Raw genomic sequence first — 18816 nt, 5'->3', positions numbered from 1 at the left:
ATGAGCACGATTACGCAAAACTCCGTTCCGACCCCGACGACGCGGCGTCCGATGCGCGACGAGATGATCGCTTTCGCGCTGATGACGATCGTGCTGGCGGTGGTGCCGTTCACCGGCGTCTATCCGTTTTTCGTGATGCAGGGGCTGTGCTTCGCGCTGCTGGCCTGCGCCTTCAATCTGCTGATCGGCTATGGCGGCCTGCTGTCGTTCGGTCACGCGATGTTCCTCGGCACGGCGGGCTATGTCAGCGCCCACGCGCTGAAGGTGTGGGAACTGCCGCCCGAGCTCGCGATCGTGGCCGGCACTGCGGCGGCGTTCGGGCTCTCGGTCATCACCGGCCTGATCGCGATCCGCCGCCAGGGCATCTACTTCGCGATGATCACCCTGGCGCTGTCGCAGCTGTTGTACTTCATCTATCTGCAGGCGCCGTTCACCCACGGCGAAGACGGCATCCAGGGCATCCCGCAGGGCAAGATGTTCGGCGTGATCGACCTTCAGAACACCACGACGCTGTATTTCGTGGTGCTGGCGGGCTTCCTGCTGGGCTTCTTGATCATCTATCGCGCCATCAACTCGCCGTTCGGCGAGGTGCTGAAGGCGATCCGCGAGAACGAGCCGCGCGCGATCTCGCTCGGCTACAAGACCGACCACTACAAGCTGATGGCTTTCATCCTGTCCGGCACGCTGGCGGGGTTCGCCGGCGCGCTCAAAGTGTTCGTGGCGCAGAACGCCTCGCTGACCGACGTGCACTGGTCGATGTCCGGTGAAATCGTGCTGATGACGCTGGTCGGCGGGCTCGGCACCGTGTTCGGTCCGGTGGTCGGCGCCTTCGTGATCATCGCCATGCAGCAGTATCTTGCGGGCTTCGGCCAATGGGTGACGGTGATCCAGGGTGTGATCTTCGTCGCCTGCGTGCTGACCTTCCGCCGGGGCATCGTCGGCGAGATCGGGCACTACTTCAAACGCTCGCTGTAAGGGCCTGAGCCGAGCTTCGCGCCGCCATGGCGGCGCGAAGCTCGCGCTGCCTTCGGGCAATTCCCGTAGACCGCGGCGGGCGACAATCCCCCATAGCGTTTTCGAGCGAAGGGGTGCCGGTTCGCGTGAAGACAACGCGTCAGAACAAAAAGTTAGAGCTCCGGTTCTGATTCGATCAGAACCGGAAAAGCTCCAGTCCGCTTTGGGGTTCAGCTTTTTGATGCCGGAACAGGCGGCCTCGTAAAAAACGAGCCCGAAAAGCAATTCGCCGCGTCGGTTCTGGGGCAAATCAGAACCGACGCGGCGAACCATCGAGACGTTGTGAAGCGGCAGGTCGCGCGAGCGGGGCTACGCCCGTCCGCAATCGCGCCTATTGCTTCGGAAAGATCTCGTACTGGACCTTGTTGTCCAGAGGCAATTCGGCGTCGCCCTCGTGGTGATGGTCGCGCCGCGGATGTGCCGCCTTCTTTCTGGCGCGCGATAGTTCCATCGCCTCGGTCATCAGCTTCTCGACGTCGGCGCTGTATTTCTGAACCGGGCCGACGATTTCACTGGGCGGAGCCGCAACCTCTTCGGTTGCGTGCGGCGCGGGAGGCGCCGCCTCGGCCGGTGAGTTTTCGCCGCTGGATCCGTGATTCTTTTTCCCGAGAAATGTCGGAATCACATCCGGCTCTGCGGCCGCTTCGGCCTCGACGACTGGCTGAGCTGGCGCGTCAGCGACGACAGGCTGCGCGGTCGCGTCAGCGGGGATCGGCGCATCCTCGGAAACCGGCGGCGGCGTGTCCGCAATTGCGGCCATCTGCTTGCGCTCCGGCTCGGCGCGCGGGCCGGTTTCGGCATCTGCGAGCACCTGCCGCAGCAGTTCCCGGGTGTTCAGATCGTCCACCGGCAGGCCGTCCGGCCAGCGCAGATTGCGCTCGGCGTTCGCGGCGGGCCGCGCGGCGTGGTCCGGCGTGGCGGGCGCGTCGTCCTTCACGGTAAATCGGATTCTGCTGCCCGGCTGTTGGTCCGCGGTGTCATACCGCGGCGCACCCTTCCGCGGCACGATCAGATTGCGGACGTCGATCTCGCTCGTATCGAACTCCGGCTCGCCGTAGCTGCTCGCGCCGAAATTTCGAGCTGCATAGTCGTGCGCCGCATAGTCCTGGGCGGCGAATTGCGGCGTCCGTCGGCGCACCGGCGCCGTCCGCGGCCGATCGTAGTCGCGTTCGTCGTCGTAGCGGGGATGCAGGTCACGACGCTCGAAACTCCTGCGATCGAAGTCGTCATACCCGGCATAGTCGTCCCGCGCGCCGTAGCGTCGCGGATCGTCGTGACGCCGGCCATAGCCGCGCGGATCGGCGTCGCGCTCGGCATATTCGCGCGGCCTGTAGTCGGGGAGGCGGTCGTCGCGGTCGCGGGCCGGTCGCCGCGGCAGTTCGTGCTGGTCTTCCTCATAATATTGTCGCTCGGGCTGTCGGGCCGGCTGTTTCGGCGGCTCGGCCTTCGGCTGCGGCGCAGGTTTCACAACAACCGGGTCGAGGCTCATTGCCGGCAGCGGCATCGCCGCCATCGCCAGCACGGGGGCGGGCTCCGCCGGCTTGTCGTCGTCCAGATCCTCGTTGTTCTCGATCCGCTGCCGTGCGCGCTCGACCTGGGCCTGGATCTTGGCGGCATAGACGCTCGGCGGCGAGAAGAAGATTTTCGCAACGACTGGAACGATTTCGAGGAAGATGATGAAGAAGCGCGTCATCCACGAGAACAGCGTCATGGTGCCGCCGTCCTTGGGGTCGTTCTTCAACTCCTGATAGGCTGCGATCCGTGTCAGCGGGTCGACCAGCTCCCTCTTGTCCTGGTAGTACGACTCGGCCAGCGCCTTGCTGCGGAACTCGGCGACGCTGGCGACCTTGGCCGTTTCAAACGACTTGAGCTCGGCGCGGGCGGCATCGATCCGGGTCTGCAGCGCATCGGCCTTGGCCTTGATTGCGGCGCGCTCCTGATCGCGCGCGACCAGCGCCTCGGCGCCGATCTTGGATTGCGCCGCGCGCAGTTCGTCGCGCTTGACGTGGAGCTGGGCGATCTCGGCTTCGCGCGCGGCGCGCTGGACCAGGAACGCCTCTTTCTGCTTCTTGGCGAATTCATAGCGCGGCCCCGCGCCGGGGCGGCCCGAATTGTTCGGCGAGGCCTTCATCCCGAACTCTTCGGCGTTCATGTCGGCGATGTAGCGCTGGATGGTGCGGTCGATCTGACCAATATCGGCGCGGATTTCGCTCTCGCGGACAACCAGCGCCTTGATCTGTTGTTCGATGTCGTCGTTGCGGGTCTGGAGGTTCGGCTCCGGCGCCGGCGCCTCGGTAAGTGCGTCGCGGTGCAGGGCCTCCAGCGCATCAATGCTGGCCTGCCGGCGGGCGACCTCGGCGTTCAGCCCCGACTCGTATTGCGCGATCTTGTTGTAGATCGGCTGATTGGCGGCGACGCGGTCCGCCTCGATCTTCTCGTTGATGGTGCCGGAGAAGATCGCGAGTTCCAGGAACATCGCGATCACCCAGGCGAGCCCGAACGACATCAGCAGCCGGATCCCGACGCGCACGAACCGCCAGGCGGTCTGCTTTGCTTCGGCGCTCGACTGGATCGGCGCGGTATCCCAGAGCGTCCCCTGATAGAACCAATCCGACTGGCACAGCGCGCGATCGAACATCAGCACGGTGAGCGCGATCACGCCGGAGACCAGCAACCGCGTCGAGACGCTCTCGATCATGTAGCCGGTGGCGTGATACGAAACGCCGAGCACGACGATGAAGGAGAGGCAGAGCGACGCGCCGAGATGCGCGGCCCACAGCTTGTCGGAGGCCGGGCAGGTCGAGAGGGTCTTGCGATCGACGCCTGCGATGACACCAAGTGCGCTTTGAATCATGGCCGCCCAATTCTGCGGTGATGTGCGCCGCGGTTGGAAAGTGACAAGTCTGCCTGACTTTAACAGAGCGTTAGCGAATTCAATACGCGGCGCTGCTCTCAGGTCGATTCAACAGCCTCTCAGTTCAGCTCAGCAATGGCCGCTAAGTGTTGATAGTCAGGAGAGAAGTTCGGCGTCTCGCCGGGCTCGGACGCAGCTTGTACTGTCCTCAAAAATTTTCCGGGGTCGGGCGTTGACAGGGGGGTGATCTGTTTCTGGGTACCGCTGCGACTCACAGGTTCGCGCAGCTCGAATCGACCTCAGCGTGTTCAAGTGATTCGCGAAGGGCGCTTGCGCGGTGATTTCGATTGCGACGCAATATTGGCCCGCGTGTATTTCTGTGGATGACCGGGGAGCGTCAATCGTTGGCGTTGTAGTGTGTCGCTGCGTTGCATCGGCCGGCCGGCCCGCCAGGAACCCCTGATACGCGTCGATGGGGGAGGTGTTCTTCGAATGGGCGGTTGCCTGCCATCGCCCGAGGTGATTTATGACGCTCCTGTGACGCGGGCCGACGCCCGGGCCCAGCCCCGTCAATCGGATAACTCCCAATGCTTCGCTACTTTCGAGCCTTTCTGCCCAGGGAGGAGAGGTTTTTCGACCTGTTCGCCCGGCATGCCCAGACCGTCGTCCAAGGTGGGCAAGCGCTGCAGGACATGCTTCGGGGAGGCGACGAGACGCCGGTGCATTGCCAGCGGGTCAGCCATTTCGAGGCCGAGGCAGACGGAATTACCCGTGAGGTGCTGATGGCGGTGCGCCGGACCTTCATCACCCCGTTCGACCGCGTCGACATCAAGAATCTGATCACCGCGATGGACGACGCCATCGATCAGATGCAGCAGACCGCCAAGGCGGTGATCCTGTTCGAAGTTCGCGAATTCGAGCCGCCAATGCGCGAGATCGGCTCATTGCTGGTCGAGAGCGCCAATCTGGTCGGCAAGGCGCTGCCGCTGATGAAGTCGATCGGGCCGAATTTGCAGATGCTGACTGCGATGACCGAGGAGATCGGCAAGCTCGAGGGCCGGGTCGACGATTTGCACGATATCGGCCTGAAGGAGCTGTTCCTCAAGCACCGCAACGCCAACACGATGGACTTTATCGTCGGCGCCGAGATCTACGACCATCTCGAGAAGGTTGCCGACCGGTTCGACGACGTCGCGAACGAGATCAACAGCATCGTCATCGAGCAAGTCTAGGGCAGGGGCCGGATTGTGGACGCTTCGCTCGGGCTGCCTATTCTGGTCGGATTGATCGCCGTCGCGCTGCTGTTCGACTTTCTGAACGGCCTGCACGACGCCGCCAATTCGATCGCCACCATCGTGTCGACCCGGGTGCTGCGCCCGCAATATGCGGTGTTGTGGGCTGCGTTCTTCAATTTCGTGGCGTTCCTGGTGTTCGGCCTGCACGTCGCCAACACCATCGGCACCGGCATCATCAATCCCAGCGTGATCGACGCGTCGGTGATCTTCGCGGCACTGTGCGGCGCGATCGTCTGGAACATCGTCACCTGGGCGCTCGGCATCCCGTCGAGTTCGTCGCATGCGCTGATCGGCGGGCTGCTCGGTGCCGGGCTTGCCAAGGCCGGGCTGTCGGCGGCGGTGTGGAGCGGGCTGTCGAAGGCATTGCTGGCGATCGTGCTGTCGCCGGTGGTCGGCTTCCTGCTGGCGCTGGTGCTGGTCGCGATCGTGTCCTGGGCCGCGGTGCGCTCGACGCCGTTCGCCGTGGACCGCGCCTTCCGCATCCTGCAATTCGTCTCCGCCTCGCTGTATTCGCTCGGCCATGGCGGCAACGACGCCCAGAAGACCATGGGCATCATCGCGGTACTTTTGTACTCGCAGGGCTATCTCGGCAGCGAATTCTCGGTGCCATTCTGGGTGGTGCTGTCGTGCCAGGCGGCGATGGCGCTCGGCACCCTGATGGGCGGCTGGCGGATCGTTCGCACCATGGGGCTGCGGATCACCAAGCTGACGCCGATGCAGGGGTTCTGCGCCGAGACCGGCGGCGCGGCGACGCTGTTCATGGCGACCTTCCTCGGCGTGCCGGTCTCGACCACCCACACCATCACCGGCGCGATCGTCGGCGTCGGCGCGGCGCGGCGGATGTCGGCGGTGCGCTGGAACGTGGCGAGCTCGATCGTCTACGCCTGGGTAATCACGATCCCGGCCTCCGCCATCGTCGCCGCTTTGGCCTATTGGGCGACGAGACTGCTACCGACGTTCTGAGGGCGGCCAGAGCCTGTCCCCGAAGGTGGATGCTGACTCTCGGAAAGTCATCCTCAAACAAAGGGATGGAGCAGGATGAGAATGCGAAGATTGAAGTCGTCCTGCTCCAGACACGCGATGGCGAGTGGAGCCAAGCAACTCAGCTCGATGCACCGGGGCTGGTTTGCTTCGTTACCGCACTCCGCGCCATGACGGTCAGCCCGGTCGGTTTTCGGGAACTCAGGTCACGACCTTCAGCCCGATGATGCCGGCGACGATCAGGCCGATGCAGGCCAGCCGTGCCACCGTCGCGGGATCCCCGAACAGCGCGATGCCGAGCAAGGCGGTGCCGACTGCGCCGATTCCGGTCCAGATCGCATAGGCGGTGCCGATCGGCAGTGTCTTCAGCGCCAGCCCGAGCAGCACCATGCTCGCCGCCATAGCCGCAATCGTCAGCAGCGAGGGCATCAGCCTCGTGAAACCTTCGGTGTATTTAAGGCCGATCGCCCAGCCGATTTCGAGCAATCCGGCAAAGAAAAGATAAAGCCAAGCCATGAGGGCCTCCTTGCGCATGATTCGGGCGCTGCGAAGCGGCGCGGAACATGCGCAGTCTCGGGAAGCCGGGTCGTCCCGGCCGAAAGGGTGATTGGGAGGTCGTCCTCGAGCACCTATATGAGACACCCAAGGGCAGCCTGCAAGCCGTCGCGCGCCCCGAAATCCGCTTGATTACGCCCGTTTTCCCTGCCACAGGCTCCGCATGTCCGATCTCGCCATTCCGGCCGAAGCGCCGTCCTCGACCCCGACTTCGCTCGCCCAGGAAGTGGCGCGGCGGCGCACCTTTGCGATCATCTCGCATCCCGACGCCGGCAAGACCACGCTGACCGAAAAGCTGCTGCTGTTCGGTGGCGCGATCAATCTCGCCGGCCAGGTCAAGGCCAAGGGCGAGCGCCGCAACACCCGGTCGGACTGGATGAAGATCGAGCGCGACCGCGGCATCTCGGTGGTCACCTCGGTGATGACCTTCGAATTCGACGGCCTCGTCTTCAACCTGCTCGACACGCCGGGCCACGAGGACTTCTCGGAGGACACCTACCGCACGCTGACCGCGGTCGACTCGGCGGTGATGGTGATCGACGCCGCCAAGGGCATCGAGGCGCGGACGCGAAAGCTGTTCGAGGTCTGCCGGCTGCGCGATATTCCGATCATCACCTTCATCAACAAGATGGACCGCGAAAGCCGCGACGTGTTCGATCTGTTGGACGAGATCGAGAAGACGCTGGCGCTCGACACCACGCCGATGACCTGGCCGGTCGGGCGCGGCCGCGACTTCCTCGGCACCTACGACATTCTCAACGGCGGCGTGCGACTGCTGGATGGCGGCGGCGCCAAGACCGGTGCGGCCGAGCAGATCGCGATCGAGGACCTCGGCAAGCGCAGCGCCAGCCTCGACGTCGCCGCGGTGAAGGACGAACTCGAGCTGGTGACCGAGGCCTGCAAGCCGTTCGAATTGGAGGCGTTTCGCGAGGGGCACCTCACGCCGGTGTATTTCGGCTCGGCGCTGCGCAATTTCGGCGTCGGCGATCTGCTGGAAGGGCTCGGCCGCTATGCGCCGCCGCCGCGGGCGCAGGACAGCAATCTGCGCAAGATCGAGGCCGACGAGCCGAAGATGAGCGCCTTCGTCTTCAAGATTCAGGCGAACATGGATCCCAACCACCGTGATCGCATCGCCTTTGCAAGGCTTTGCTCCGGCAAGCTGACACGCGGAATGAAGGCGCGGCTGGTCCGCACCGGCAAGAATATGAGTCTGTCGGCGCCGCAATTCTTCTTCGCCCAGGACCGCTCGGTGGCGGACGAGGCGTTCGCCGGCGACGTCGTCGGCATCCCCAACCACGGCACGCTGCGGATCGGCGACACCCTGACCGAGGGCGAGGACGTCACCTTCGTCGGCGTGCCGAGCTTCGCGCCGGAAATCGTCCGCCGGGTTCGGCTGGGCGACGCGATGAAGGCCAAGAAGCTGAAGGAAGCGCTGCAGCAGATGTCCGAAGAGGGCGTCGTGCAGGTGTTCCGCCCGCGCGACGGCGCGCCCGCTTTGGTCGGCGTCGTCGGTCCGCTGCAGCTCGACGTGCTGAAGGCCCGGCTCGAGGCCGAATATCAATTGCCGGTGGATTTCGAAGTGTCCGAGTTTCAACTGGCGCGCTGGATCTCGTCGGAGGACCGCAAGACACTCGATACCTTCCTCACCGCCAACAATTCCTCGATCGCCGACGACGTCGACGGCGACCCGGTCTATCTCGCCAAGAACGAATTCTACCTCGGCTACACCCGCGACCGCGCCGAAGGCATCGTGTTCTCCGAGATCAAGGACGTGAAGAAGGTCGGGTGAGGCCGGTCGGGTTCCTCCTCCGATCGTCATCCCCGCGCATGCGGGGATCCAGTATCCCCGAGCGCTGCTGATCCGGGACGTCGTCTCGCCGCGTCACACCCTCCAGACGCCAGTGGCGGCTGTGGTGCGGGCATAGTCAGCAAAATCGCGCGGCGGACGGCCGAGCGCCCGCGCGACGCCGTCCATGACCCGGCTGTTGCGGCCGTCGAGCACGACGGTCAGCAGCTCGTTCAATATTTTGATCAGTTCGGCCGGGACGCCGGCCTGCTGCAAGCCCTCGGCGAAGTCGTGCGGAGAAATCTGGGTGTAGCGGATCGGCCGTCCGCTCGCCTGGGCGATTTCCGCGACCGCCTGCGCGAATGTCAGCGCCCGCGGGCCGGTGACCTCGTAGATCTGGCCGATGTGGCGCGGATCGGTCAGCGCCGCTGCGACCACGTCGGCGATGTCGTCGGCGTCGACGAACGGCTCGGGAACGCTGCCCGCCGGGAGGGCGATCTCGCCCGCCAGCACACCATCGAGCAGATAGCTCTCGGAGAAATTCTGGTGGAACCAGCTCGCCCGCACGATGGTCCACGGCACGGCGGACGCCTGGAGCACCGCTTCCGCAGCCTGTGCGCCGGGCTCGCCGCGGCCGGACAGCAGCACCAGATGGCGCAGCCCTTTGCGATGCGCCTGCCGGCCGAGTTTCGCGATGGCGTCCGTCGCGCCATCGGCCCCGAGGTCGGGCTGATAGGTGACATAGGCGCTCGACGCGCCGTCGAGGGCAGCGGCCCAGCCGTCGGGCCTGGTCCAGTCGAACGGCGTCGGGCTGGACCGCGACGCCAGCCGGGTGACGATTCCGCGCGCCGCGAGACGGGCCTGGACGCGGCTACCGGTCTTGCCGGCGCCGCCGATGATCAGAACGGGAGTGTCGGTCATGTCGATCTCTCTGGTTCTTAATGCGAGGGATTCTCGCATTTGATAAATGCGATAAACTCTCGTATTGAGATCGTCAAGCGATGCGAGGGGATGCGGCGATGGCGGGATCGACGACAGGCGGCAAGCAGGCGGCGGCGCCGCCGGGTTCCGGCGTGGCGCGGCTGGTGCCCTCGCAGGCGCGCAGCCGCGAGCGGTTCGAGCGCATCCTGACCTGCGCCGCCGAGGTGATGGCGGAGAAGGGCAGCGAGGATTTCCGGATGAGCGACATCGTGGCGCGCACCGGCATCGCGTTCGGCTCGCTGTATCAGTACTTCCCCGACAAAACCGCGATCATCGCCACGCTCGCCGAGCGCCTCAACGCCGAAGGCCACGATTGCATCCGCCGCGAACTCGCGGCGCTGAAGCGGACCGAGGATCTGCACGACGTGCTCGGCGCGATCACCGACGGCTACTATCAGTTCTTCCACGACGAGCCGGTGGTGCGCTGCGTCTGGCAGGCGACGCAGGCCGACCGCGCGTTGCAGCAGCTCGACGCTGATGACGGCGCATTTCTCGCCGGCCTGCTCGCCGAGGCGCTACGCCGCGTCGCTCCGCTGGCGCCGGAAGCGGCGCTTCGGGATTTCGCGCAGCTGATGATCGTCCTGATCGCCGCGACCGTCCGCCACGCGATCACGCTGCCGCCGCGCGAAGCAAAGCGTGTTCTGGCGCTGTTCAAGCGGACGCTGCCGAAGGATTTCGCGGCGCTTTAGGGGCTGATCCCGAAAAGCGGATACGGGTTTTCGGACGATGATCATGCTTGAACGACGATCTGGAGCAGGATGAGGGTTCGACGATCCGTCCTTCTGCTCCGAACGCTTTGGGGGGCGGCGGCTTCACCGCGGTGCTGCGCTCTGCCAGACTGTCGGCCGAATCGACCTGCATGATCCATCCGTGCCGCGCAAAGGCGCGGACGACGGAGAATTTGAAATGCCCGGACTTGCCAAGCGTCGCCGCTTTGTTCCCCTGGCCGTCCTGTCGGTCGCCGCGCTGGTCGGGCTTGCCGCGTTGCAACCGCCCGCGCAGGCCCAGGGGCTGGTGCAGGGGGTGGAGCAGGGCGCCCGCGCCGGCAACAAGGCGGCGGGGCCGGTCGGCGGCGTGCTGGGCGGGGCCATCGGCGGCGTGGTCGGGGTGGTCGGCGGGGTGCTGACCGGCGTCACCGGCGGCAACACCGCGCGTGGGCCGGTCGGCGCTGCGCGCGAGCAGACCGCGCCACCGCGCTCGGCCAAGGAGGCCCGCAAGCAGGAGAGGGAGGCGAAGCGCAAGGCGAAATCCGGAACGGCTGCGCCGGTGGTGCAGCTCACCGCCGAGCAGATGGTCGCGAACTCCGACGCCCATATCGAGCGGATCAAGCGCGAATTGAGCCTGACGCCGGAGCAGGAAAAGCACTGGGGTCTGTTCTCCAGCGCAATGCACTATCTCGGCCAGCACGGCGCGGAACGGCTCACCCTGCGTAAGGCGCGCGCGCAGCGTGATCCGCCTGACGACATCGTCGAGCAGATGCGCAACGAGGCGCAATTCCTCTACGACCGCGGCGCAGACCAGCGCGCGGTGGCCGACGCGGCGGAGCCGCTCTACGCTTCGCTCGACGACAAGCAGAAGGCGTTCTTCGTCGCCGAGATGGTCCGACTCAGCACCGAGCGCGGGCTGGATTAAGCCTGCGCGCCTGCTGGACTACGCCCGCGCGCCTGCACAATCGCGCGGCATTTTGTGTGATCTCGTTCAATTTCAGGACATTTCCCTGGCTGCGGCGTGACACAAAAGCCACGACGGCCTCCAATCGCGTCGCGTCGGCGCAGAAATGGGTACCGCTGTCCGAACGTTGCCCGCAAAATCCCGACCAATTAGCTCGGACCACCGAGCAATCAGTTTCGAGATTATTTGATTTCGGGGTGCAGCGTGACGTTTCGAGTGACGATGCTTGTCTTGTTGGCGGCGATCGGCCTCACCGTTCCGGGGGCCTCTGCGCAGCAAGGCGCCGGCGGGCCGGTGCCGGCTTCGGCCGTGCAGCCGGACTACGACGCGCTGTTCAAGGAGATGTATCAGCGCCCGACCGATCTCGACATCAGCTTCAAATTCGCGCATCAGGCGGTGGAGCGTGGCGACTACGAAGCAGCGATCGGCGCGCTCGAGCGGATGCTGTTCTTCAATTCCGATCTGCCGCGGGTCAAGCTCGAACTCGGCGTGTTGTACTTCAAGCTGGCCTCGTACGAAATCGCGCGGGGCTATCTGATCGACGCGATCAAGGGCGGCAACGTTCCGGACGATATCCGCGCCCAGGTGATGGCCTATCTCGCCGAGATCGACCGCCGGCTCGCGACCTACGAATACAGCGTGTTTCTCCACGCCGGGATGCGCTATCAGACCAACGCCAATATCGGCCCCAACGGCCTGCAGGTGCGCGCGCTCGGCCAGGACGCCATTCTCGACGGCCGCTACGGCCGCAAGCCGGACTGGAGCACGTTCCAGACCGTCGCGGCGAGCTACGCCTACAAGCTCAATCTTCGCGGCGACGCGATCGAGACCACTTTCCTCGGTCTCAACTCGCGGCAGATGACGCTGAGCCAGTTCAACCTCGGACTGGTCGAAGTCACCCTCGGCCATCGTGTCGGCCTCGGGCAGAATGCGTCGTTCAAGTATTACGGCATCGGCGACAAGGTCTGGCTCGGCGACTACAGCTACTTCAGCGCGCTCGGCGGCGGCCTGTCGGCGCGCACCACGCTCGGCAATCTCGGCCTCGTCGAAGGCTATGTCGAGACCCGGCACCGCCGCTTCAGCGACTCGACCTACTTCCCGACCGCGGGCGACCAGACCGGCGATCTGCTGAGCGCGGCGATTCTCACCGACTTCCGCTGGGGCGGGGTGCACTTGACCACGCGGGCCGGCTATGACGGCAACAAGGCGATCGCCGACTACAACAACTACAAGCGCTATTCGATCGACGTCGCGCTGCCGATCGAGTTCGTGCTGCCGGTGTTTGGCGCGCCGCGCGCCTTTGTGTTCGCGCCGACTGCGGGCTTCAGCCAGGCGAATTATGAGACGCCGAATTTCATCGTCGATCCGGTCATCATCCGCCGCGACCAGGAATATCGCTACGGCGCGATCTTCGACGCGCAGATCGTCGACAATGTCGGGCTGCGCACCCAGGTGACCTACACCAAGATCGATTCCAATCTGCCGAACTATCGCACCAACAACCTGTCGGCCTCGATCGGCCCGACGCTGCGTTTCTGAGGAGATCGGCGATGCGACGGTTGTCAGGACAGCGGATCGGACAAAGTGTGATGGCGGCGCTGGCCGTGGCGATGTTCAGCGCCAGCGCTTTGGCGCAGGAAGTCGGCAAGGCCTCCGCGGTCAATCCCAATGCGACCGCGAATTTGCGGACGATCACCATCGGCGCATCAATCACGCACAAGGAGCGGATTCAGACGACCTCGGCCGGTTCGGTGCAATTGCTGTTTCTCGACAAGACGTCGATGACGGTCGGTCCGAACAGCGATCTGACGATCGACGAATACGTCTATGATCCGAACGCCGGCAGCGGCAAGCTTGCGGCGACGCTCGGCAAGGGCGCGTTGCGCTTCGTCGGCGGCCAGATCAGCCACACCGGCGACGCCGAGATCAGGACGGCATCCGCGACCGTCGGCATCCGTGGCGGCGTCGCGTTGATCGGGACGCATCACGTCTATGCCGGCTACGGCAGTTCGACGGTCTCCTCCGGCGGATCGACGGTGACGCTCGGGGCCGGCGAATACACTGCTCTGCAGGGTGGCCAGCCGCCGTCGCCGCCCGGCCCGCCGCCGCCGAATTTCGTCCTGAACCAGATCCAGCTGTTCCAGAGCGGCAGCGGCCAGTTCGGCGGCGTCGCGCGGGGGGCTGCATCGCAGGGCAACGTCCAGCGCGCCGAGAACCGCGCCACCGGCACGCCGGGCGGCTCGGTCGCGGGATCTCTCACGCCGCAGCCTCCGCCGCCGCCGACCCCGCGGATCAATCCTGTGGTCTCGACGCTGAACCAGACCATTCAAACCTCGACGCAGCAGTCCGCAGTGCAGCCTGTGGCGCAGCAAATTCAGCAAGAGCAGGCCGCCAACGCGCGGCCGTCGCTGACGCTGACCGGCTTCGTCGGCGGGTTGATGACCAGCGTGTTCAACGCCTCCACCTATTACGCGCCGTCTTCGACCGGCGTGGCCGGCGGCACCGCCAGCGTCGCGCTCGACGCGACGACGGGGCGGATGCAGGCGAATTTCAACGGCGATGTCGCGCACGGCCCGAATTCGTATTATCTGCCGACGACGTTCAACTATCAGTTTGGATCGACCGATCCGAATCTCGACGCGCAGGGCGCCTATGGTGACTACAATCATTTCGGCGGGGCGGCCGCGGAGGACAAGACTGGCAAACCATTGTCGACCATCAACGGCCTGCCGGTCACCAACCAGGTCGGCGCGATGCTGACGGTCACGCGAGAGCAGGCGCGACAACTGACGTCGGAGGACGGCTCGGCAGCGGCGACCAATTTCTGCCAGTGCGACTACACGCGCTGGGGGCTATGGGCCAATCAGAGCGCGCGATCTTCGTACGCCGATACGATCCTCGGCTTCTGGGTCGCCGGCCGCCCGACCACGGCGACCGAGGTGCCGACTTCGGGGCAGGCGACCTATGCGGGGCATGTCATCGCCGCGATCGACAACCAGGGCACCCAGTACGTGTCGACCGGCAATTTCAGCAACACGGTGAACTTCGGAACGCGTAGCGGGCAGGTGACCGTGACGGGTCTCGACAGCACCAACTATACGGGACAGGTGCAATTCCTGCCCGACCCGCGCAACTTTGCCGGCTCGCTCGCGGGCGACACCGGGGCGCGGCAGATGGCGCTGACCGGCAGCTTCTTCCGCGGCGCGAACAGCCCGGTCGGCGAGATGGGCGGCGCCGTGGCGATTTCCGGCGCCAATTATCTCGGCGGCGGCATTTTCGCGGCGCAGAAGAAATAGGCGCTACGCGCCGCCTATCCGAGGTCGGTCTTTTGTGGGGCCTCGTGGGCGGGAGGACGTTTTCGCGTCGGTTCGAAGCGCGGGTTCGCGGCGGGACTCCGGTGAAATCAGTAGCGAGAACCGGCTGTTCTTTCTAGCATTGCGGCGTCCACCGCCGCTGTCCGGCGACGTCTGGTCCACCAACGAAGCGACGTTCCGCCGATGTGTCAGTTCCATCTCTCTCAGAGGCCGCTGCCGTGGAGCCGGGTGGTTCCGCGTGACGTTCGTGGAACGGCCGAGGCTGCGCCGTGCGGCGGCTGAGCCGTGCCACGCATCCGATCCTCAGCCGGGCCGCATTGTCGTGGCTGCGGCTGCGGCGGTCGACGCGCGGCAAGTCGATCCGCGCCGTCGCCGCGGCGCTGCTGACGCTGATCGCACTGACCGGGCTGCGTACCTACGACCCGCGGCTGGTGAACGAGACCAAGGAGCGCGCGTTCGACGCCTATCAGCGATTGTCGCCGCGGCCCTACGCCGATCTGCCGGTGCGGATCGTCGATATCGACGAGGCATCGCTGGCTGCCTACGGGCAATGGCCGTGGCCGCGTACGCGCCTGGCGGCCCTGACCAAGCGGCTCGGAGAACTCGGCGCAGGCGTCGTCGCCTACGACATCATCTTCTCCGAGCCTGACCGCACGACGCCCGGACGGCTCGCCAATGAACTCGGCGACGCCGATCTGCCGGACCGCGATCTCACGGTCGCGCTGCTGAAGAGCCTGCCGGATCACGATCAGAGTTTCGCGCAGGCGATGCGGAAGACGCCGACTGTGCTCGGCTTCGCCGCCCACCGCTTCGCCAACGCCACGCGACCGTCCGTGAAAGCCGGGCTCGCCGCGGTCGGCGTCACGCCGAGCGCGGTGCTGCCGCCGTTCCAGGGCGCCGTCTCCAATCTTCCGCTGCTCGATGAAGCCGCCGCCGGCGTCGGCGCGATCAATCTGTCGGCGCGCGACAGCGGCGTGGTCCGCCGATTGCCGATGCTGATGTCGGACGGCGCGCAGGTGTATCCAAGCCTCGCGATCGAGGCGCTTCGCGTGGCGCAGAACCAGAAGGGCATCGTCGTCCGCGGAACCGGCGCCAGCGGCGACGCCGACACCGGCAAGGCCGCGCTGCTCGACATGCGGGTCGGTCAGTTCAAGCTGCCGCTGACGCCGGACGGCGAGGCCTGGGTGTACTTCAACCGCGACCGCCCGGATCACTACGTCTCGGTCAAGGACGTGCTCGATCCCGCCAAGGATGCCGAGATGCGCGGACGGCTGGAGGGCATGATCGTCCTGGTCGGCACCTCCGCGTCGGGCCTGCTCGACGCGCGCGCCACGCCGCTCGGCCAGGTGGTGCCCGGCGTCGCGATCCAGGCGCAGATGATCGAGCAGATCATTGCGCAGGATTTCATCGAGCGACCGGATTGGGCGGATGGTTTCGAAATCGTGTTGACGCTGCTGCTCGGCTCGCTGGTCGCGGCGCTGCTGCTGATCGCCGGCGCGCGATTCTCGCTGATCGCCTGCGGCGTTGTGTTTCTCTGCGCGATCGGCGGGTCGTGGTTCGCATTCTCGCATTTCCGGCTCCTGATCGATCCGGTGTATCCGTCACTGGCGACGCTCGCGACCTATGTGGCGGTCGAGCGCGTGCTGCACATGGCGACCGACCGCGAGAAGAAATTCGCCCGCCAGGCGTTCGGGCAATATCTGGCGCCGGAGCTTCTGGCCAAGCTCGAGCAATCACCGGACGGGATGCGGCTCGGCGGCGAGACCCGCGACCTCAGCGTGATGTTCATGGACGTCCGCGGCTTCACGCCGATCTCGGAGACGCTGAGCGCGACCGAACTGGTCGATTTCATCAACACGCTGCTGTCGCCGCTGTCCGACGTGATTCAGGACGAGTTCGGCACCATCGACAAATACATCGGCGACTCGATCATGGCGTTCTGGAACGCGCCGGTCGACGTGGCCGATCACGCCGCGCGCGCCTGCCGCGCCGCGCTGAAGATGCGCGCGGTCGTCGAGCAGCTCAACGACGGTGATATGTTCGGATTCGTGGCGAGGGGCATCGCCGACCCGGTGGTGCGGATCGGCGTCGGCATCAATACGGGTTCAGCCTGCGTCGGCAATATGGGGTCGGCGAAGCGGTTCAACTACTCGGCGATGGGTGACGTGGTGAACGTCGCGGCGCGGATCGAATCCGCGTCGAAGAGTTTCGGCACGGATTTGTTAGTCTCCGAAGACGTCGCGCGCGCAGCGCCGGGCATTGCGCTGCTCGAAGCCGGCGAAATCTTGCTGAAGGGCAAGTCGCGCCCGACACGGCTCTATGCGCTCGTCGGCGACGAGACGGTTGCGGCGACGCCCGAGTTCGCCGAGCTGAAGCGGCTGCACCGCCGGTTGCTCGATGCGCTGGCTGGGGGCGACAACAAGGCTGCTGCCGATGCGTTGGCGGAGTGCTGCGCTGCCGCGCCTCAGGCGCTGCAAGGGTTGTACGATCATTTCGCCGAGCGGGTGGGTGCGAAGGACGGTGTGCAGACGCTGGGCGTGGGGTAGGGGGTGGCGCTTGCTACGGCGCGATGATGACGGTTCGGATCGTCATCCTGCAGTCGATTTTTGTTTGAGCATGATCGTTTCGAAAACCGGGATCTCGTTTTCGGGATCATGCTCTATACGGCTGCGGCGGTCTGAACCTCGGACAGGGCGAATTCTGCCTGCGGGAGTGTGAACCGGAACAGCGTGCCACCGCCCGGCGCGGGTTCGGCCTTGATCGAGCCGCCATGGGCCTGAATGATAGTCTGTGAAATCGACAGGCCGATGCCCATGCCTTCGGGCTTGGTGGTGGTAAACGGCTGAAACATCCGATCGGCGATCTGCGGATCGAGCCCGGGGCCCGAGTCGGTGACCACGACTTCGATCAGGCCATCGGCGGCGGCGCTGCCGTCGATCGTGAGACGGCGCTCCGGCTGTTCCCGCATCGCCTCGAAGGCGTTGCGGATCAGATTGAGAAAGACCTGCTGCAATTGCACCTTGTCGACCAGAACGCGATCGACCGCGGGGGCGATCGCGAGTTCGACGTCGACCGGGCAATCGCGGGTGACGACCGATGCGAGCGCCAGCGCGTCTTCCGCGATCGCGCGCAGGCTTTCGATCGTCTTGTCGGTCTCGCCACGGCCGACGAATTCGCGCAGGCGCTGGATCACCTCGCCGGCGCGCAGCGTCTGCTGCGCGGCCTTGTCCAGCGCCGCGCCGATCCTGGTCTTGTCGGGATGGTTGCTGGCGTCGACCAGGCGGCGCGAGCCTCGCACATAATTGGTGATGGCCCCGAGCGGCTGGTTGAGTTCGTGGGCCAGCGCGCTCGACATTTCGCCCATGGTGCTGAGCCGGGCCACACGCATCAGCTCGGCCTGCAAGGCCTGCAGCCGTTGGTCGGCCTCCTGCTGCCGCGACACCGCGCGTTGGTGCTCGAGCAGGAACGCGGCGATCGCGGCGCTGGCGACGGCGAGGATCAGCAGGCAGGCGGTGATCAGCGCCGCGGCAAGACTTTCCTGGTCGTGCCGGGACATCCGCTCCGCGAGCAGACCCTGTTCGGTCTGGGTCAAGCCCGCCAGACTGGCTTCGACGCGTTCGGTCAGCCGGTCGGTGCGGGCCTGTTCAAGAATGTCGAGCGCCTCGCGCAACCGCTCGGGCCCGAGTTCGATGACGCGACCGAGCTGTGCGGTTCGCATGTCGATCAGTTGACGTAGTTCGTCGATACGCGCGGCATGCTCCGGATTGTCGGCGGCGGTGGAGCGTAGGTTGTCGAGCCGGGACGCCAGATCGTCTCGCTTACGGCTATAGGTTTCGCGGTAGCTGTCGATGCCGGTGAGCAGGTAGCCGCGCTCGTTTGTCTCCGCTTCCAGCACCGCCTGCTGAATGCCGGAAATCGAAAGCAGCACGTCGTTGGTGTGCTGCACCCAGGAGAAGCTGTCGCGCAGCCGCATCAGATTGAGGAACAGGGCGCCGGCGATGACAATGAATAGCAACAGGGTGGCGCCCAGCAACCAGGGCGCCAGAGTTGCGTTTGCGAATGATTTTCGATTCATCTGTATCGTCAAGAAACTGGACCGGGCCAATCTGGGTCGCGTGATAGTTCAGCTCCGCTTGTGAGCCGGCGATCGCGTAAGCGCAATCGCTGTGGGGCACGTCAGCAACTGGAGCCGACGACCTATGCTTCGGGCAAGACACATGAAATCCCGCGGAAGCAGCGGGAAGGGCTGCCACTTTAGCGCAAGATATTGATTTAACCGCACAATGTGCAGATTTCATTTGTTGTCGGGTGAAGTTGATGTCCCATTTTCAGGGCGAATGTCAACAATCGCGCCCGCAGTGACGG

At 65.3% G+C, this 18816-nt stretch carries 13 protein-coding genes; 9 read left to right on the top strand and 4 right to left on the bottom strand.

Annotated elements, in window-relative coordinates:
* On the top strand, nucleotides 1-975 hold the full coding sequence (locus BMY71_RS17475; RefSeq protein ID WP_011502746.1) for a branched-chain amino acid ABC transporter permease: 975 nt from the start codon (nucleotides 1-3) through the stop codon (nucleotides 973-975).
* A 370-nt stretch (nucleotides 976-1345) separates the two neighbouring features.
* Here BMY71_RS17475 and BMY71_RS17470 read toward each other — a convergent pair whose 3' ends face one another.
* Nucleotides 1346-3868, bottom strand: a complete 2523-nt coding sequence (locus tag BMY71_RS17470) for a DUF4407 domain-containing protein (protein ID WP_092685431.1) — start codon at nucleotides 3866-3868, stop codon at nucleotides 1346-1348.
* Nucleotides 3869-4455: 587 nt separating this feature from the next.
* On the opposite strand from BMY71_RS17470, the gene BMY71_RS17465 reads away from it, so the two are divergent.
* The gene (locus BMY71_RS17465; RefSeq protein ID WP_092685429.1) at nucleotides 4456-5100 is read left to right on the top strand and encodes a DUF47 domain-containing protein; all 645 of its coding nucleotides are present in this window, start codon (nucleotides 4456-4458) and stop codon (nucleotides 5098-5100) included.
* Nucleotides 5101-5115: 15 nt separating this feature from the next.
* Nucleotides 5116-6126, top strand: a complete 1011-nt coding sequence (locus BMY71_RS17460; RefSeq protein ID WP_092685427.1) for an inorganic phosphate transporter — start codon at nucleotides 5116-5118, stop codon at nucleotides 6124-6126.
* 219 nt (nucleotides 6127-6345) lie between these two features.
* Here the strand turns inward: BMY71_RS17460 and sugE are convergent, their stop codons facing one another.
* Nucleotides 6346-6660, bottom strand: a complete 315-nt coding sequence (gene sugE, locus BMY71_RS17455) for a quaternary ammonium compound efflux SMR transporter SugE (RefSeq protein WP_011502750.1) — start codon at nucleotides 6658-6660, stop codon at nucleotides 6346-6348.
* A 202-nt stretch (nucleotides 6661-6862) separates the two neighbouring features.
* Between sugE and BMY71_RS17450 the strand changes: the two genes are divergently transcribed.
* Entirely contained in the window at nucleotides 6863-8488 is a 1626-nt protein-coding gene (locus tag BMY71_RS17450) for a peptide chain release factor 3 (RefSeq protein ID WP_011502751.1), read from the top strand.
* Between the two features lie 93 nt (nucleotides 8489-8581).
* Here BMY71_RS17450 and BMY71_RS17445 read toward each other — a convergent pair whose 3' ends face one another.
* The gene (locus BMY71_RS17445) at nucleotides 8582-9406 is read right to left on the bottom strand and encodes an NmrA family NAD(P)-binding protein (protein WP_092685425.1); all 825 of its coding nucleotides are present in this window, start codon (nucleotides 9404-9406) and stop codon (nucleotides 8582-8584) included.
* A 98-nt stretch (nucleotides 9407-9504) separates the two neighbouring features.
* Between BMY71_RS17445 and BMY71_RS17440 the strand changes: the two genes are divergently transcribed.
* The 5 genes from BMY71_RS17440 (at nucleotide 9505) to BMY71_RS17420 (ending at nucleotide 16997) form a co-directional block, all read left to right on the top strand.
* Complete coding sequence (locus BMY71_RS17440; protein WP_092685423.1) at nucleotides 9505-10155, top strand: TetR/AcrR family transcriptional regulator; 651 nt, start codon at nucleotides 9505-9507, stop codon at nucleotides 10153-10155.
* 217 nt (nucleotides 10156-10372) lie between these two features.
* Nucleotides 10373-11098, top strand: a complete 726-nt coding sequence (locus BMY71_RS17435) for a Spy/CpxP family protein refolding chaperone (protein WP_092685595.1) — start codon at nucleotides 10373-10375, stop codon at nucleotides 11096-11098.
* Nucleotides 11099-11359: 261 nt separating this feature from the next.
* On the top strand, nucleotides 11360-12676 hold the full coding sequence (locus BMY71_RS17430; protein WP_202190397.1) for a tetratricopeptide repeat protein: 1317 nt from the start codon (nucleotides 11360-11362) through the stop codon (nucleotides 12674-12676).
* 11 nt (nucleotides 12677-12687) lie between these two features.
* Nucleotides 12688-14433 (top strand): FecR family protein, encoded by a 1746-nt coding sequence (locus tag BMY71_RS17425; protein ID WP_092685419.1) that lies wholly within the window; start codon nucleotides 12688-12690, stop codon nucleotides 14431-14433.
* 287 nt (nucleotides 14434-14720) lie between these two features.
* The gene (locus BMY71_RS17420; protein WP_092685417.1) at nucleotides 14721-16997 is read left to right on the top strand and encodes a CHASE2 domain-containing protein; all 2277 of its coding nucleotides are present in this window, start codon (nucleotides 14721-14723) and stop codon (nucleotides 16995-16997) included.
* A gap of 113 nt (nucleotides 16998-17110) precedes the next feature.
* On the opposite strand, the gene BMY71_RS17415 is transcribed toward BMY71_RS17420, so the two are convergent.
* Complete coding sequence (locus BMY71_RS17415; RefSeq protein WP_011502761.1) at nucleotides 17111-18526, bottom strand: sensor histidine kinase; 1416 nt, start codon at nucleotides 18524-18526, stop codon at nucleotides 17111-17113.
* Nucleotides 18527-18816 lie beyond the last annotated feature (290 nt).

Origin of the sequence: Rhodopseudomonas pseudopalustris, assembly GCF_900110435.1 — a bacterium.
Taxonomy (GTDB): domain Bacteria; phylum Pseudomonadota; class Alphaproteobacteria; order Rhizobiales; family Xanthobacteraceae; genus Rhodopseudomonas; species Rhodopseudomonas pseudopalustris.
Note: the sequence above shows the minus strand (reverse complement) of the source record. Positions and strands in the feature narration are given on the sequence as shown.

Coding starts and splice junctions, on each gene's coding strand:
- BMY71_RS17425 (WP_092685419.1), top strand. CDS start 12,688: ATGCGACGGTTGTCAGGACAGCGGATCGGACAAAGTGTGATGGCGGCG.
- sugE (WP_011502750.1), bottom strand. CDS start 6,660: ATGGCTTGGCTTTATCTTTTCTTTGCCGGATTGCTCGAAATCGGCTGG.
- BMY71_RS17445 (WP_092685425.1), bottom strand. CDS start 9,406: ATGACCGACACTCCCGTTCTGATCATCGGCGGCGCCGGCAAGACCGGT.
- BMY71_RS17415 (WP_011502761.1), bottom strand. CDS start 18,526: ATGAATCGAAAATCATTCGCAAACGCAACTCTGGCGCCCTGGTTGCTG.
- BMY71_RS17435 (WP_092685595.1), top strand. CDS start 10,373: ATGCCCGGACTTGCCAAGCGTCGCCGCTTTGTTCCCCTGGCCGTCCTG.
- BMY71_RS17440 (WP_092685423.1), top strand. CDS start 9,505: ATGGCGGGATCGACGACAGGCGGCAAGCAGGCGGCGGCGCCGCCGGGT.
- BMY71_RS17430 (WP_202190397.1), top strand. CDS start 11,360: ATGCTTGTCTTGTTGGCGGCGATCGGCCTCACCGTTCCGGGGGCCTCT.
- BMY71_RS17475 (WP_011502746.1), top strand. CDS start 1: ATGAGCACGATTACGCAAAACTCCGTTCCGACCCCGACGACGCGGCGT.
- BMY71_RS17465 (WP_092685429.1), top strand. CDS start 4,456: ATGCTTCGCTACTTTCGAGCCTTTCTGCCCAGGGAGGAGAGGTTTTTC.
- BMY71_RS17470 (WP_092685431.1), bottom strand. CDS start 3,868: ATGATTCAAAGCGCACTTGGTGTCATCGCAGGCGTCGATCGCAAGACC.
- BMY71_RS17450 (WP_011502751.1), top strand. CDS start 6,863: ATGTCCGATCTCGCCATTCCGGCCGAAGCGCCGTCCTCGACCCCGACT.